The following is a 15,732-nucleotide window of genomic DNA, read 5'->3' as shown; positions in this document are numbered from 1 at the left end:
TTTTGTTATATCAAAATTACGATGGTTTGAGCACCCCTACAATCTGATTATTGCTGACATTATGCACGCCAATCCCATAGTACAACCCGCCATATTTCGTTCAGTTCAGTATCATGAAAATCTTTGATATTCTGAAAACCGATACGTGCATGAGCCTTTTGTGAACGTAGGTTTTTAGATGAAATATCTGTGATACACATGGCATATTTATCAGCTAATTCTTCCCTTAATTTTTTATACATCCCGTCAAAAAGCCCCATACTTCGGTATCCATCACCCACACATACCTGCCCCATTACTACATAATTAAACTCCTTTAAGGGGTGGCCCTCAAATTCAATTAAATCAATAGTATCAAACAGGCTCCTGATTTCAGGCACATCGTTTCTGAATTTTGGCAGCATGGCTAAGCAATACCCCACAACTGTATTACCATCTTTTGCTATCACACTTGGCTGAGCATCGTTCATAGATTTTAAAACCGAAAATTCATGCTCTACGGTTACAAATCCCTGGCTCTCAATTTGCTCAGGCGTAAGATTTTTTTTTAGATTTCTTTGTTGAAGTGCCAGAATGCCTCTCACATTGGCTTCGCTTTGTACGGTAGTAATTATCAGGTTTTGCATATATGTATTTGAAAGCGGTAAACACACAAAAAAACGAAAAAGTATCTATATTTGACAGATTTTATATTCGAAACTATTCAACCTATCTTTAACTATGTTATTCAGGAATATTTGTCTGTCTTACTTGACTTTTCTACTTATTCTATCTTTCAAAGGCTACTCGCAGGAAGGTAATTATTATCTTTTAGTGGGCACCTATACCCATAAAGGAAGCGACGGTATGTATGTCTATAAATTTAATACACAAACAGGAGATTTTTCTGCACTTATAGATAAAACAACAGCACTCAAAAACCCTACTTTTTTAGCGGTTACTCCTGATCAGAAATTTGTCTATACCGTAGGCGAAACACAAGGGGGCGCTGTGCATGCCTTTGGTTTTGATAATAAAACAGGTAAACTGACAAAAATGAATACCCAGTCGGCAGGAGGTGATGGCCCATGTCATGTATCAGTCGATAAAACAGGTAAATGGGTTTTAGTAGGCAATTACGGAGGCGGTAGCCTGAGTGTATTACCCATTGAAAAAGATGGTTCACTGGGTGCACCGACTCAAACAATTAAACATGAAGGAAAGAGTGTAAATGCCACCCGCCAGGAAAAACCTCATGTTCATTCGGTAAATATTGCCCCAAATAATGTAGACGTATTTGTGCCGGACTTAGGTATTGATAAGATTGTGAGTTATAAACTGGATGTTAAAACCGGGCATTTGGCTAACGGAACACCAGCAGCCACCAAAACAGCCGATGGCGCAGGCCCCCGCCACTTTACAATTCATCCGAATGGCAAATGGGCATATGTTATTCAGGAGCTAAACGCTACTGTTACCGCTTATGACTATGCTCATGGTGCTCTCAAAGAAAAACAAACGATTTCTACATTACCACCAGATTATAAAGGCAACAATTCTTGTGCAGATATTCATATCTCCGCCGATGGTAAGTTCTTATATGGCTCTAACAGATTTTATGACCATGTAGTAATATATAGCATCGACCAGAAAACGGGTAAACTGACTTATATTACCAATGAATCGGTTTTAGGCAAAACCCCTCGTAATTTTATGATTGATCCAAGCGGTAAATGGGTATTGGTAGCCAATCAGGACAGCGATAATATTGTACTCTTTAAACGCGATGCAGTAAAAGGAACTTTGACACCTACAGGCAAAGAGATAAAAGTATCAATGCCCGTGTGTTTAAAGATGGTGAAGGCAAATAAGTAATAGAAAGAAATTACTCATAGCTTAATTAATAAGCTAAAACCCATAAGAATAATGTATGGTTAAAACATTATTCTTATGGGTTTTTTGTGCTGTTATTTTATCAGATTTTACTTCTTACAGATATACCCTAACATTCCCGCCAAACAACCAGTTTCTGGCGGGAGCAGGGTTAAAAAACCGATTTCCTACCGGATTCAGGTCATTACCCAGACTATATAGTTTATTCAATAAGTTATCACCGCCTACGTAAAGATTAATAGCCAGAGGTTTGAATGTTTTCTGATACCCGATTCTTGTATTCCATAACCAATAACTATTGGCATAAACAGTATTGGCATCATTCACAGGCAAACGGTCCGTAAAATTAATCGTCGAATTCAGATAAAAACCGGGTTTTGTGGTCATATCCAACCCTGATACCCACACGTTACGCGGCACACCTGTCAGGCTTTTGCCTGATAAATCAGTTTGTAGTTGTTTATAATTTTTAAACTGGTAATCCGCTAAGGTATAACTGGTAAAAAGTCGTACTTCCTGAATCGGCCGTGCTTCGGTATTTCTGATTAACCAGCCATTTAAAGCAATTTCCAGACCGTTCTGTGTCGTGCCTCCGGCATTAGTGAAGATTTCCCTTCCTGCTTCATCTACGCGTCTTACAATGGTATTTTGCAGGCGGAAGGCATAAGCTGTGGCATCAAAAGATAACCGACGATTGAATAGATAGCCTCGTGTACCAATTTCATAATTAATGCCTCTTTCAGATGCCAGCGAAGGTAAAAAACTTGTGCTCTGGTAACCTGCTATAAACTCACTTACCAATGGTGGTGAAAAACCACTGCTCACACTTGCAAAAATGGCTGCTTTATCTTTTATTTTCTTCAATAATGCTACTCTTGGCAAAAACGCAGATGGTAAAAAATTATCAATAGGCTTAATATCAGGGGCATCTGAAATCCGTAGGAAATCATATTTTACCCGATTGTAACTTGCACCTATAGTTAGAATAAAATCTTGCGGCAGGTCTGTTTCTAATTGAGTAAACAGGAAATAACTGAAAGCCCCAACATTATCATTGGTTTGCAGGGTATCTATTTTGCCCCCTCTGTTACCAAAATTACGTATTACCCAATTTGATTTCTGAAATTCTCCGCCCATAGTCAAACGATTCGATAAATTGCCTGTTCGAAAAGCATAAGTAGTACGGGTGCGCCCTCCAAATGTCTGTTCGTTACGGATTTCATAATTAGTAATGAAAGGATTTTGTAATTCCGAAATCATGCCATAAATGGCTGTAACGTTCGTCCAGTGTTCATTAAAGCGATATTCCTGTGAAAGTCCCAGATTAAACAATTTCTGGTAAATTCCTGCTTTTTGTTGGATTGGCCCTGGAATGGTAGCTGTTGGCAAACGGGCTGAACGCGGATTAGCATCCATTTGAGCTTGTGTAAGCCCCCCCGGAGTCTGATAGTGCATATCAGAGTATAAAGCAGATACATTAAATGTGCGGTGAGAAGAGGCAAAGAAATTAGAACGCCAGCTTAATACATCTCTCACCAAAGCACTATTCTCCCGATAACCATCAGACTGTATATGAGCATAGCTTACTACTGAATTCACTTTCTCCGTAGCCAGATTCCACGAAATTGCACGATTCTGCAAGCCATAACTACCCCAACCTAAAGAGCTATTGATATAACTTGCGGGCTTCCCTTTCATATTCTGTGACGCATCTGCTTTATTTCCGCCTAACAAAAGAACGCCACCCGTTCCTGCACCATAGATACTTCCGGCAGGCCCTTTGATAATCTCGATATTACCGACTGTATTCATATCAATGGCATTCAGAAAAGTACTGCCATTACCGTCGGTGAGCGGAATTTCATTCCAGTAAATCTTCACATTACGAACACCGAATGGTGAGCGTATAGAACTACCTCTGATAGAGAGACGATAGCTTCCGGGAGAACGCTCTTCCATGCGTACTCCTGGTAAAGTATTAAAAACAGGCACTAAGGTTGTATTCTGAAATCGCTCAATATCTTTTATGGTAAGCACCCCTACCGAAGCCGCTGTTTCGGTGAGCTTTCTTTCAGTTTCAAAGCCTCTTACAATTACCTCGCTTAGCTGTTTGGTGGTTGTAGTGGTATCAGTTTCCTGAGCTAAAGCAGATAACGAAATAGTAAGAGTGAATAAAAGAAGGGTAAAACATTTAAATTTCATTATATATCTGGGTTAGAGACTTTTAGATTCTTATAAAAGACTTACTAATTACCTATAATAGAATAAGCACCTGTATCTCGCAAGGCAATAAGATTTAAACGCAAACTATCGGCCTGACGTTTCAGTTTTTCTATCAGATAGCTTTTGTTAGAATCATCTATAATAATCAGCTCATTCTGAAAACTACCAAAAGAAGAAGCCAGATTCCTTATGGCATTATTTGATAATAAAACATAATCGGCATTGCCTTGTAAAGTGCCTTTAAAAGGCTTTTGCAGCCAGATAATTTTCTTCCCCTCAAAATCCAGGAACATCATACCTTGCTTATTAGTATGGGCATCTAAATTCAACAGGTTCAGATTAGAAACACCTCGTTTGTCATAATAGTTTTTCAGATGGAAATTATATAATTTCCTGTTGTTAATTACGCCTGAATCCGCAATAAAAGCAACAGATTTCCCATCAATCACACTGATGCCCGTTTGTTTGGGTAAAAAATGAAAAGTCAATTGTTTTTGCCGACTTTGCTGATAATCTTCATAGACATTGACTAAAGCCAGACCAATAAAGAACACTGCCGAAACCCTCAGATACTTTAATTCTGAATGGCGAAAAAATGCAATCACTAAAATGATAATAGCATACCATGCTAATAATTCAGGTATTGAGATAGAAAAGCCTTTGAGTGTTGACAGGGGCAGTTTCTCAATAGCAAAGATAGTTTCATTTAATAAATAACAAGAGCACTTTAAGATGACTGCCACAAAAGTAGAGACAACAGGAACCCAGGAAAAAATGAGTAATAATAAACCCGCAGGCAAAATCCAAAAAGAAAAGAAAGCTACGAAAGGATTCGCAATCAGAAAATAGGTCGGAAACTGATGGAAATAATAAATGCTCAACGGCGCAGTAAATAACTGGGCAGCAAAGCATACAACTGTTCCTTCCCAAAGAACCCGAACGATTGGATTGGTAGGATTAATTAACTGATTTAAATACGGATACAGATAAACAATGCCCAGAATAGCTAAATAAGATAACTGAAAACCAACTTCAGCCAACCAGTATGGATTATACCAAAGCAAAACTAAGGCCGATACCGCCAGGATATTATAAATATTATGCCGTCGGTTAATGGTAGTGCCAATCTGAATAAAAGAAAACATAACTGTAGCCCGAAGCACAGTTGACGATAAACCTGTAAAAACGGCATATGTCCATAAAAGAAGCAAAACAATAATTGTGAAAACCCAGTTGCCGTATTTAATCCTTGTCTTGATGCTTTTTAATAGGGTAGATAGAACCAGAAATAAAATCCCTACATGCATACCCGAAACTGATAAAACATGAATAGCACCGGAAGCCGAATAAGCACTAAGCAACTCATCATCAATATCGTCGCGCGTACCTACTACCATTGCATTGGTAATGGCATATTCATTGACAGTCTTTAAATGAGCTTTAAAAACACTATCAGCATACAAATTGGCCTGATAAGCAATTTTGAGTATGGTAGCAGGAACTTGATGGCCAATCTTCAAATATTCGTTCTGCCATAAAAAATGATGTCCATAAATGCCTTTATTACGCAAAAACTGTCGGTAATCAAATTCTTCAGGGTTTTTTGGTGGGTCTATTTCTGATGGCATATTCTTTATCAGAAAAATATCACCGTATTGTGGTTTTTTTGCTTCTGCCTTGTTGAAGTAAAGCAGTATCTTTCCGGTTGCTTTCTGCCATTTTTCCGAAGTGCGTACCTGTCGGATTTCTGCTTCAACCTTATAGGTTTTGGCTTTTATCTCAGCATTAGAAGTAATAATAGCCTGATAGTAGGAAAAGTTCTTCTGATTAGTAAAATGTTCAGGATTGTTAATGACGGTTTTCTGATAAGCCAGCACCCAGCCAGACAAAAAAAGAAGCAGGCAGGCACTTATACCTCTGAATAAAGGACTGCGAAAGAAAATGCTGGTTAGCAATATTAAAAGCAAACCAGCACCGGTATAATAGAAAACTGTATTGAAATAGTGAGTTTGCAAATACGCCAGTATTCCTGCAATTAAACACAGTAGGTATCTAACTACAGGAAAGGCGTTGAATTTCATTTGGTTATTAGTAATTTATCATATAACCAGTTCATTACCATTTCATTTTCTTCAGGGAACGTCCAATGGCCTGTTTCCTGATACAGTTTTAGAGTTTTGTTCGAGCTGATCACGTTATATGCTGCCCACATAGATGTTGGCGGACAGGTTTCGTCATTAAAACCCATTGAGTAGAAACAAGGTATTTTCATTTGCTTGGCAAAATTCACGACATCATAATAAGACGCTGTTTTGATTTTAGCTTCGGTATTATTATGTGGATTGTTTTTGTCGAAAATATGCGGCCATCCACCTGCACGGCCTTTCAGATAACCAACCATATCAGCTAAAGCAGGGTAGGTAGGGGCAGTCCATTTTACACGTGGGTCAAGGCCTGCCGTAACAATAGATAAGGCTCCCCCCTGACTACCACCAGTAACCGCCAGATTTTTACCATCATATTGCGGCAGACTTACCAGAAAATCATTGGCTCTTACACAGCCTAAATACACACGTTTATAATAATACAGGTCTCTGTTATCTAAATTATAAGTCCAGTAAGAATTTAAAGCCCCTGCGCCTAAATTGGTATAAATATATGGCTCCATTGTTACCGGAATCCCATGAATACCTATTTCAAATGTGATAATCCCTTTTTCGGCTGTTCTTATATCACCTCCATAAGGTCTTACACCTGCACCCGGCACTCTTAATAAAGCCGGATATTTCCCTTCTTTCTTAGGCACACATAAAATACCATATAAGCGTACAGTGCCATACTCACGATAGTTTTGCAGGCTTACATGATACACGTTTACTGTTTCTGTACAACGCTCAGGCAACAAAGTCATTTGGGCATCCATAGGTACTTTGGCTAAGTCGGCTTTAGCTTTATCCCAGAATTGGACGAAGTCAGAAGGCAGCTCTACCGCAGGTTGAATTTTCTCTGGCTCAAAGGCCGCAGTAGCCAGATTTCTGTACTCTTTACCATCTACTTTGGCAATTACGGTGCATCTTAAAAAACCGGCTGTATTCATGGTACCGCCATCTAATTTGATGATACCGTCTTTTAGAACAGTACTGTCTTTTCTGGTTTCAAATTTCTCTGGCCCGATCTGATAAACGATTTTAGCATTTTTTACCGGATTCCCGTATTTTAAAACCATTACCGAGAACTTCACAGGTTCTCCGATTTTATACTTCCAGTCGTCATGCTCAGGAGCAACAATTACTTTAATCAGCTTTTCAGTGGGTTGAGCAAATGCGAGGGTCGCCAGCAAGCTAAGACCCAGAATGAGTAAATTTTTTTTCATGTTAAATAGGGGTTGAAAACAGGTTGTTATTTATTGTTTTTAAGAAGAACAGGTCTTATAACAGAAGTCCACTGCGCATATCCTTTTGGAGTCATATGTAAACTGTCTTTAATAAAATATTCACCATTTACAGTTCCATTCGGTCTATACATCACCGGCACAATGTTCATGTAGGTAAAGTTTTTATGCTTGTCTATATATTCCTTAATTAAAGCATCGGCTTTAGTGGTAAGGTTCCATTTATCTTTTCTCGAAATAGAAGGCTTCATCGAAATATAATACACCTTTGCTTTAGGCAATCGATTCTGAATCAGCGTAGCCAGTTCAGCAAAAGCATCAAATACTTGTTCGGGTGTTTTTTCTTTTCCCGAAAAAAGGTCGTTTTCACAGTAAAGTACAATCTTTTCAGGCTTATAAGGTACCAGCATGCGTTCGGCATAGTAAGTCATTTCAGGGAAAGTAGAACCCCCAAAACCGTGATTAATCACTGGCATTGGCGCAAAATCTTCTTTCAATGACTTCCAGAGACGGATACTTGAACTGCCATAAAAGACGGTCTGTCCTTGTAGTTTATCTAAACCTATAGCCGCATCAGCCTTTTCATAAGCCTCTATTTCTTTTTCAAAACGATTGGCCTCATAATTGAGTGTGAATTTTTCGCCTATTGGGGTGTGGGTTAGCGTTTTATGACAGGCAATGGCCAGAGCAATAAGTGCAACAATTAACAGTAAGGGTTTTTTGTTCATAGTTTAATAGATTATTTTTACGAATTACTTGAAAAATGCAAGAACTATCAATAAAAAAGCAAAAAATTAGGCAAAATACCTGATAGCATAGACAATCGAATCTTTATCAGCAACAGATTGTTATTTATATCAGTTTATTGAAATAGCATTATCGGAAAAATATATATTTGTGCCACATTTATTAAGTTCAGAAAAACAGAATTATGGAAGAAATAGTAGTCCCTCAGCGAAAAGCCCGCAAATTTATAGGAGAAGAGTTTTTGTTGACTTCGTGGGAAGAAGTAAAACCCTTATATGAAAATCTGGTTAACCGAACGATTGCTGATGTGCAGGATTTGCGCCAATGGTTTATCGACCGGAGCGAACTGGAGTCTTATCTCTCTGAAAATATGGCATGGCGCTATATAAAAATGACTTGCGATACAGCCAGCGAAGAGAAACAAAAAGCATATCATTTTTTTGTTGAGCAAATTCTGCCCAACTCGTCTGCTTATGACGACCAATTAAACAAAAAGGCTTTGGAAAGTCCGTATCTGAGCCAATTGCAGGACAGTGGCTTTGATATTACGGTTCGCGGCATGAAAAAAGCCGTGGATATTTTTCGTGAAGAGAATATCCCTCTTGCTACGCAAGTACAAACCAAACAAACCGAGTATCAGGTTACAACAGGCGCAATGACTGTTATTATGAATGGTGAAGAAATGACACTTCAAAAGGCCGGTGATTTTCTGTTATCGCCAGATAGAGCCATAAGAGAGGAAGCATGGACAAAGATTTCAGAACGTCGTTATCAGGATCATGAAAAACTGGATAATCTTTTTAATGAGCTAAGAGACATACGTCACCAGATGGGGGTCAATGCTGGTTTTGCCAATTACCGGGATTATATGTTTGCCGCGATGGGTCGGTTTGATTATACGCCACAAGACTGCTTCAATTTCCATGAGGCTGTTGCTGAAACAGTAGTACCATTGGTTGATAAAATGGCTAAGGAAAGAAAAGAGAAATTGAAAGTAGCAGAATTACGCCCATGGGATTTGAAAGTAGATACAGATGGCAAGCCTGCTTTAAAACCGTTTGCAGGTGGAGAAGACCTCTTAGATAAAACCGTTCAGTGTTTTACAAGTATAGATGTGCGCCTGGCTAATTACATTCGTATTATGCGCACAATGGGGCATTTTGATGTAGAATCAAGAGTAGGGAAAGCACCAGGCGGGTATAACTATCCATTAGAAGAAATCGGTGTACCTTTTATTTTCATGAATGCTACCTCAAATCTGAGAGATGTAGTGACGATGGTTCATGAGGGCGGACATGCTATTCATTCTTTTGAAACCAGAGATTTACCTATCAACAGTTTCCGTAATACGCCATCAGAAGTAGCAGAATTAGCCTCTATGTCGATGGAATTAATTTCAATGGAGCATTGGGATGCCTACTTTACTAACGAAGAAGACCTGAAACGTGCAAAAGTAGAACATCTGGAAGATATTCTCGAAGTGTTGCCTTGGATTGCCACCATTGATAAATTTCAACACTGGATTTATGAGAACCCAACCCATACTATTGAAGAGCGGCAGGAAGAATGGGTGAAAATCTTTGAGTTATTTTCAGATTCCGTTACAAACTGGAAAGGTTTTGAGCGTTTCAAAAAATATGTCTGGCAACGCCAGCTACACGTTTTTGAATTACCATTCTATTATATCGAATACGGTATGGCGCAATTAGGAGCTATCAGTGTATGGCGTAATTACAAACAAGATACCCAACAAGGTCTGGCAGGGTATCTGAATGCACTGAAATTAGGCTATACCGCCCCAATCGGTAAAATCTATGAGGCAGCCAATATCAAATTTGACTTTTCGAAAGAATACATTGCTGAATTGATGGCCTTTGTGGAAAGTGAATTAGAAAAGCTGAAATAGAAAATATATTTAATAAAACGCATAAAAACCTTGCAAAGAGGCTACAGAAAGCCCATTTGCAAGGTTTTTTATGTAAAACACCCCTCTGCATCCAGTTTTTACCCTACTATATTTAGTAGTTTTTTTGAATCTCCTCTCTCTCTACTTTTGAATATCCAAATAGTTTAAGGCTATACGGGCTATCTGGTGTCCGAAAATATCTCTAATTAAACACGGTAATTAATAATGCTTTTAGGCGCTAATGCTTAAATCTAAACTTTATTTTAATCATTTAATGCTATGAAAAAATCTCTTTTACTTCTGCTTTTTCTGGTAACGCTTTCTCAGGTGCAAGCTACAATCCGTCGGGTTAATAATAATCCTGGAGTAACTTTGGTCAGTGGATTAGTTTTTGCCGATTTTAATGCAGCACATACAGCTGCAGCAAACGGAGATACCATTTATCTTGAGCCTTCCGATATTAATTATGGTAGCCTTCTCATTTCGAAAAAAATCACTATGATAGGTCCGGGTTATCTGCTTAATAAAAACCCTAACACACCTTTTGATAAACGCTCGGCAAAAGTAAGCCAAATTACATTTAGTACGAATAGTGCTAATGGCTCTAAATTGTATGGAGTAGAGGTAAGAGGCACTAATGGTGTTTTGGGAGATATATTTTTTAATTCCGTAAGTGGCGATATGGAAATAGCTCATTGTTTATTAAATGACCTTAGAGGGGCAAGTTCGAGTCTTTTTAACTCTATTATTTCAGATTGTTTTATTTTAGGAAGTATAGACAATAGTAGTTTAAGCATAAACAATGTGATTATTTCTAATAATATTATCTGGGGATCGGTAGAATCATCAAGTCATGATAGTATTGTGCGTAATAATATTATTTTTGGAGGTGCAAATTATATCGGACAATTCTATAATAATATTATTTACCAGAGTGGCGATCCGAACTTTGTATTTTCTACCAATAACTCTGTTTACAACAATGTATGTGTAGGTTGTACCGGCTCTCCCGCCAACAATAATTTTTTTACAACTGCTGCTAATACGGTTTTTGTAGTATCAGAACCCCGTACATTAGATGATTTAGAGGATGACAATTTTGTGCTCCACGCCAGTTCGCCTGCAAAAACCAAAGGAGTAGGAGGAATAGATTGTGGTGTTTTTTCAGGACTTCGACCATATATACTATCAGGGATTCCTCCGTTTCCAATGATAACAGCCTTTACACAAGGAGCTCCTTCAGGCGGTAATATACCTATAACAATCAGTATCAAACGCAACTAAAACTGTATTGAAATGAATCATAAAATTAGCCTTTGGGGGTTAATAGTGGGCATTTTAATCACAATCCATACGCTCGGTCAGAATATCAACAAAATTGAGTTTTTTGTAGATACTGACCCGGGCATAGGCTTAGGTACAAATGTTCCGATTAGCCCGGTTTTACAAAAACAAGTAACTAACCTTAAGTTCAATGTACCCACTGGTAGCTTGTCGCCAGGGATACACAAACTCTATATAAGGGCTCTCGGCGACGATGGAAAATGGAGCATAGTATTTGAAAAAACAATTCTGGGAGCCTCTGTTTCTCCACAGCCCGCACTTGTGAAGGCAGAGTACTTTATCAATACTGACCCCGGCTTTGGATTGGGAGTAAATATTCCTGTCTCGGCAGGACAAACGAGTTTATCAAATGTAAACTTCACCATTCCCTCGGGCAGCCTGACGGCAGGCACCGATTATCTGCATATCCGTACTAAAGATGAAAGTGGAAGATGGAGTGAAGTATTGATGAAACAACTGGACAATCTTGTCACCCCACCAACACCTGCGCTTGTCAGGGCAGAGTACTTTATCAATACTGACCCTGGCTTTGGATTAGGAGTAAATATTCCTGTCTCGACAGGGCAAACAAGTTTATCAAATGTAAACTTCACCATTCCCTCGGGCAGCCTGACGGCAGGCACCGATTATCTGTATATCCGTACTAAAGATGAAAGTGGGAAATGGAGTGAAGTATTGATGAAACAACTGGACAATCTTGTCACCCCACCAACGCCAGCGCTTGTCAGGGCAGAATATTTTATCAATACTGACCCCGGCGTCGGATTGGGAGTCAATATTCCTATCTCGACAGGGCAAACAAGTTTATCAAATGTAAACTTCACCATTCCCTCGGGCAGCCTGACGGCAGGTACCGATTATCTGTATATCCGTACTAAAGATGAAAGCGGAAGATGGAGTGAGGTATTCCGGCAACAGTTAGATAATATAGTGAGTACTCCGCCGCCTGCACTTGTCAGGGCAGAGTATTTTATCAATACTGACCCTGGCTTTGGATTAGGAGTCAATATTCCTGTCTCGACAGGGCAGACGAGTTTATCAAATGTAAACTTCACCATTCCCTCGGGCAGCCTGACGGCAGGCACCGATTATCTGTACATCCGTACTAAAGATGAAAGCGGAAGATGGAGTGAGGTATTCCGGCAACAGTTAGATAATATAGTGAGTGCTCCGCCGCCAGCACTTGTCAGGGCAGAGTATTTTATCAATACTGACCCTGGCTTTGGATTAGGAGTCAATATTCCTGTCTCGACAGGCCAAACGACTTTATCGAATGTAAACTTCACCATTCCCTCGGGCAGCCTGACGGCAGGCACCGATTATCTGTACATCCGTACTAAAGATGAAAGTGGAAGATGGAGTGAGGTATTCCGGCAGCAGTTAGATAACATTGTGAGTGCTCCGCCGCCTGCACTTGTCAGGGCAGAATATTTTATCAATACTGACCCCGGCTTCGGATTAGGAGTCAATATTCCTATCTCGACAGGCCAAACGACTTTATCAAATGTAAACTTCACCATTCCCTCGGGCAGCCTGACGGCAGGCACCGATTATCTGTACATCCGTACTAAAGATGAAAGCGGAAGATGGAGTGAAGTATTCCGGCAGCAGTTAGATAATATAGTGAGTGCTCCGCCGCCTGCACTTGTCAGGGCAGAATATTTTATCAATACTGACCCCGGCTTCGGATTAGGAGTCAATATTCCTGTCTCGACAGGGCAGACGAGTTTATCAAATGTAAACTTCACCATTCCCTCGGGCAGCCTGACGGCAGGCACCGATTATCTGTACATCCGAACTAAAGATGAAAGTGGGAAATGGAGTGAAGTATTCCGGCAGCAGTTAGATAATATAGTGAGTACTCCGCCGCCTGCGCTTGTCAGGGCAGAATATTTTATCAATACTGACCCCGGCTTCGGGTTGGGAGTAAATATTCCTATCTCGACAGGGCAGACGAGTTTATCAAATGTAAACTTCACCATTCCCTCCGGCAGTCTGACGGCAGGCACCGATTATCTGTACATCCGCACTAAAGATGAAAGCGGAAGATGGAGTGAAGTATTCCGGCAACAGTTAGATAACATTGTGAGTACTCCGCCGCCTGCGCTTGTGAAAGCAGAATATTTTGTAGATACAGACCCAGGATTCGGCTCTGGTATAAATATTCCTATTACCACAGGGCAAACAACGCTTTCAGGGATTAATTTCAATCTGAATTATGGTAGTCTAAGCAATGGCAAGCATTTGCTTTGGGTGCGGGCCAAAGATGAGCAAGGTAAATGGAGTATAATTGCCATGAAGCAAATTATTAGGGCTGCTCCGCATATTATGGCTGATGCCTCACCTAATCCGGTTTGTTTAGGAGCACCTGTTGCAATTAATTTTACCACCAATAATACAGGGAACTTTACTTATACGGCTTTTATTTCTAATGCCAATGGCTCGTTTTCAGAGAAAATTGCTTTAGGAAATCTTACGACCAATGCTCAGGCGGCTACTTTTAATGGGATAATACCTTCGTACATCTCGAAAGGAGAATATTATAAAGTCAGAATTGAGTCATCGAACGGTGTGGAAGGTATAGAAACAGATTACTTTATTGTAAATGCCTGCACTGCCGATTGTAATCAAACACTTACTTTAGCCAGCCCCACAGATAATTATAATGGGCAATACCTTTTAAAACAGAGTAATCAGGCTATTACGGCAACTAATATTATCGCCGCAGGCTCTAATGTCATTTATAAATCAGCTAAATCTATTTTATTAACGCCGCAGAATGGGGCAGGATTCCTGGTAGGGGGTGGCGCAGTTTTTAAGGCTGAAATAGAAGGTTGCCCTCAGTAAACACAAAAAAGAAAGCCGACGATTACCATCGGCTTTCTTACCATTTATATGCAAGGATTATTAGACCGTTTGTTTTTCAAGATTGAATAAGTCGTTCAGCACATCAATCAGGGTTTCGGCTTCGCCACGCTTACAGGCAGCTTTTAATTGTAATACAGGCAGTTTTATTACCTTCTGCATCATGCTTGCTGTAATTTTCTCCATTTTCTCTGCTTCTTCTGCCGACAGGTCTTTTAAGAAACGAGCCATTTCTTCTTTTCTGATTTGCTCCAATGCTCCTTTCAGTTTCTGTATGGTTGGCGAAACAATCATTTCCTGAGACCAGTTGTTGAATTCAACCAAGGCATCTGAAATAAGGCTACGCACTTGTGGCACAGAGTCCATGCGACGTTGTAAAGCCTCATTGGCACGGCGTTGAATCTCATCTAAATCATAAGATACAATACCTGTCAATTCTTCGACATCAGGGCTGATACTACGAGGAACCGAAAGGTCAATCAGGTATTTAACAGCTAAAGATTTCTTTTTAAGAGTATTTTTGGTAATCAAAGGCTCCTCTACACGTACCGACGAAATCACAATGTCAGCGGCTAATATCTGCTCATGAACCGTCTGGAAATCAGAAGCCCTGAAACCTAACTCCTGAGCCAAAGCCTCAGCTTTAGCGGTAGTACGGTTAGTAATGGTTATATTCTGATAATTTTTATCTGCCAGCGTTCTGCACACATCTTCACCAATTTCACCCGAACCAATCACTAAAATTTTAGGATTAGTCAATAAAGGCAAGAAACTTTCCAATACTTCAACCGTCGCATAAGAAGTAGAAGCTGCTCCATCTCTGAAACCGGTTTCCTGCACGACTCTCTTGTTTGTAAAGAAAATGGTGTGCAACAAACGGTGTAAAAATGGCCCTGCCATTTGCATATCAGCCGACCATTGATAAGCATGCTTCACCTGATTCGGGATTTGCAAATCGCCCACTACTTGTGATTGCAGGCCAATGGCTACTTCAAAAAGGTAATTTACTGCTTCGTTATGGTCGTTTATAAAATCAAAATAGGGAAGAATCTCGTTTGAGTTAAGAACTTTTAAACTGGCTAATAAGCGAATAATTTCTTCGCTGATGTTATTTTCCGAATAATAATATATCTCAGTACGATTGCAAGTAGAAAGAACAAGTGTTTCTGATACCTCAAAAGTTTCACGTATTTTGAGCATCAGATTCTTACATTCCTCTTCATTAAGTGCAATTTGCTCTCTGATATTCAGAGAAGCATTCTTATGAGAAATGGTTATTGCTTTAAAGTGTCCGTACATATCTGTCAATAATTCACTGCAAATTTACTGCGGAAAGGAATATGATTGTTATGAAAACGTATGATTTTCGTCAGTTTTTGTAATT

Annotated in this window: 10 protein-coding genes; 4 read left to right on the top strand and 6 right to left on the bottom strand. The window is 39.5% G+C overall.

Going from position 1 to position 15,732, the window contains the following annotated elements; genetic code table 11:
• Positions 1–59: 59 nt before the first annotated feature.
• On the bottom strand, positions 60–626 hold the full coding sequence (locus H1R81_RS14150; protein WP_181841392.1) for a GNAT family N-acetyltransferase: 567 nt from the start codon (positions 624–626) through the stop codon (positions 60–62).
• Positions 627–720: 94 nt separating this feature from the next.
• On the opposite strand from H1R81_RS14150, the gene H1R81_RS14145 reads away from it, so the two are divergent.
• Positions 721–1,854, top strand: a complete 1,134-nt coding sequence (locus H1R81_RS14145) for a lactonase family protein (RefSeq protein WP_181841391.1) — start codon at positions 721–723, stop codon at positions 1,852–1,854.
• A 114-nt stretch (positions 1,855–1,968) separates the two neighbouring features.
• Here H1R81_RS14145 and H1R81_RS14140 read toward each other — a convergent pair whose 3' ends face one another.
• Genes H1R81_RS14140 through H1R81_RS14125 form a run of 4 tightly spaced genes read right to left on the bottom strand, consistent with a single transcriptional unit; the run spans position 1,969 to position 8,214 of the window.
• Positions 1,969–4,074, bottom strand: a complete 2,106-nt coding sequence (locus H1R81_RS14140; RefSeq protein ID WP_181841390.1) for a TonB-dependent receptor — start codon at positions 4,072–4,074, stop codon at positions 1,969–1,971.
• Positions 4,075–4,118: 44 nt separating this feature from the next.
• Positions 4,119–6,176 (bottom strand): ComEC/Rec2 family competence protein, encoded by a 2,058-nt coding sequence (locus H1R81_RS14135; protein ID WP_181841389.1) that lies wholly within the window; start codon positions 6,174–6,176, stop codon positions 4,119–4,121.
• The gene (locus H1R81_RS14130) at positions 6,173–7,468 is read right to left on the bottom strand and encodes an acetylxylan esterase (protein ID WP_181841388.1); all 1,296 of its coding nucleotides are present in this window, start codon (positions 7,466–7,468) and stop codon (positions 6,173–6,175) included. The genes H1R81_RS14135 and H1R81_RS14130 overlap by 4 nt, the downstream gene beginning before the upstream one ends.
• A gap of 26 nt (positions 7,469–7,494) precedes the next feature.
• On the bottom strand, positions 7,495–8,214 hold the full coding sequence (locus H1R81_RS14125; protein ID WP_181841387.1) for a hypothetical protein: 720 nt from the start codon (positions 8,212–8,214) through the stop codon (positions 7,495–7,497).
• A gap of 203 nt (positions 8,215–8,417) precedes the next feature.
• Between H1R81_RS14125 and H1R81_RS14120 the strand changes: the two genes are divergently transcribed.
• The 3 genes from H1R81_RS14120 to H1R81_RS14110 all read left to right on the top strand — a co-directional run bounded on the left by H1R81_RS14120 (position 8,418) and on the right by H1R81_RS14110 (position 14,330).
• Positions 8,418–10,139: a M3 family oligoendopeptidase gene (locus H1R81_RS14120; protein WP_181841386.1), complete on the top strand. Its 1,722-nt coding sequence runs from the start codon at positions 8,418–8,420 to the stop codon at positions 10,137–10,139.
• Between the two features lie 279 nt (positions 10,140–10,418).
• Positions 10,419–11,423, top strand: a complete 1,005-nt coding sequence (locus H1R81_RS14115) for a hypothetical protein (protein WP_181841385.1) — start codon at positions 10,419–10,421, stop codon at positions 11,421–11,423.
• Positions 11,424–11,435: 12 nt separating this feature from the next.
• Positions 11,436–14,330, top strand: coding sequence for a 3-coathanger stack domain-containing protein (locus H1R81_RS14110; protein WP_181841384.1), 2,895 nt, complete (start codon positions 11,436–11,438; stop codon positions 14,328–14,330).
• A 60-nt stretch (positions 14,331–14,390) separates the two neighbouring features.
• Here the strand turns inward: H1R81_RS14110 and hemA are convergent, their stop codons facing one another.
• Positions 14,391–15,647 carry a glutamyl-tRNA reductase gene (hemA, locus tag H1R81_RS14105; protein ID WP_181841383.1) on the bottom strand — a complete coding sequence of 419 codons (1,257 nt, stop codon included), beginning with the start codon at positions 15,645–15,647 and terminating at the stop codon, positions 14,391–14,393.
• Positions 15,648–15,732: the final 85 nt, after the last annotated feature.

Origin of the sequence: Emticicia sp. BO119 (assembly GCF_013912375.1) — a bacterium.
Taxonomy (GTDB): domain Bacteria; phylum Bacteroidota; class Bacteroidia; order Cytophagales; family Spirosomataceae; genus Emticicia.
The sequence above is the reverse complement of the archived record's forward strand: the minus strand, read 5'-3'. Positions and strand labels throughout refer to the sequence as shown.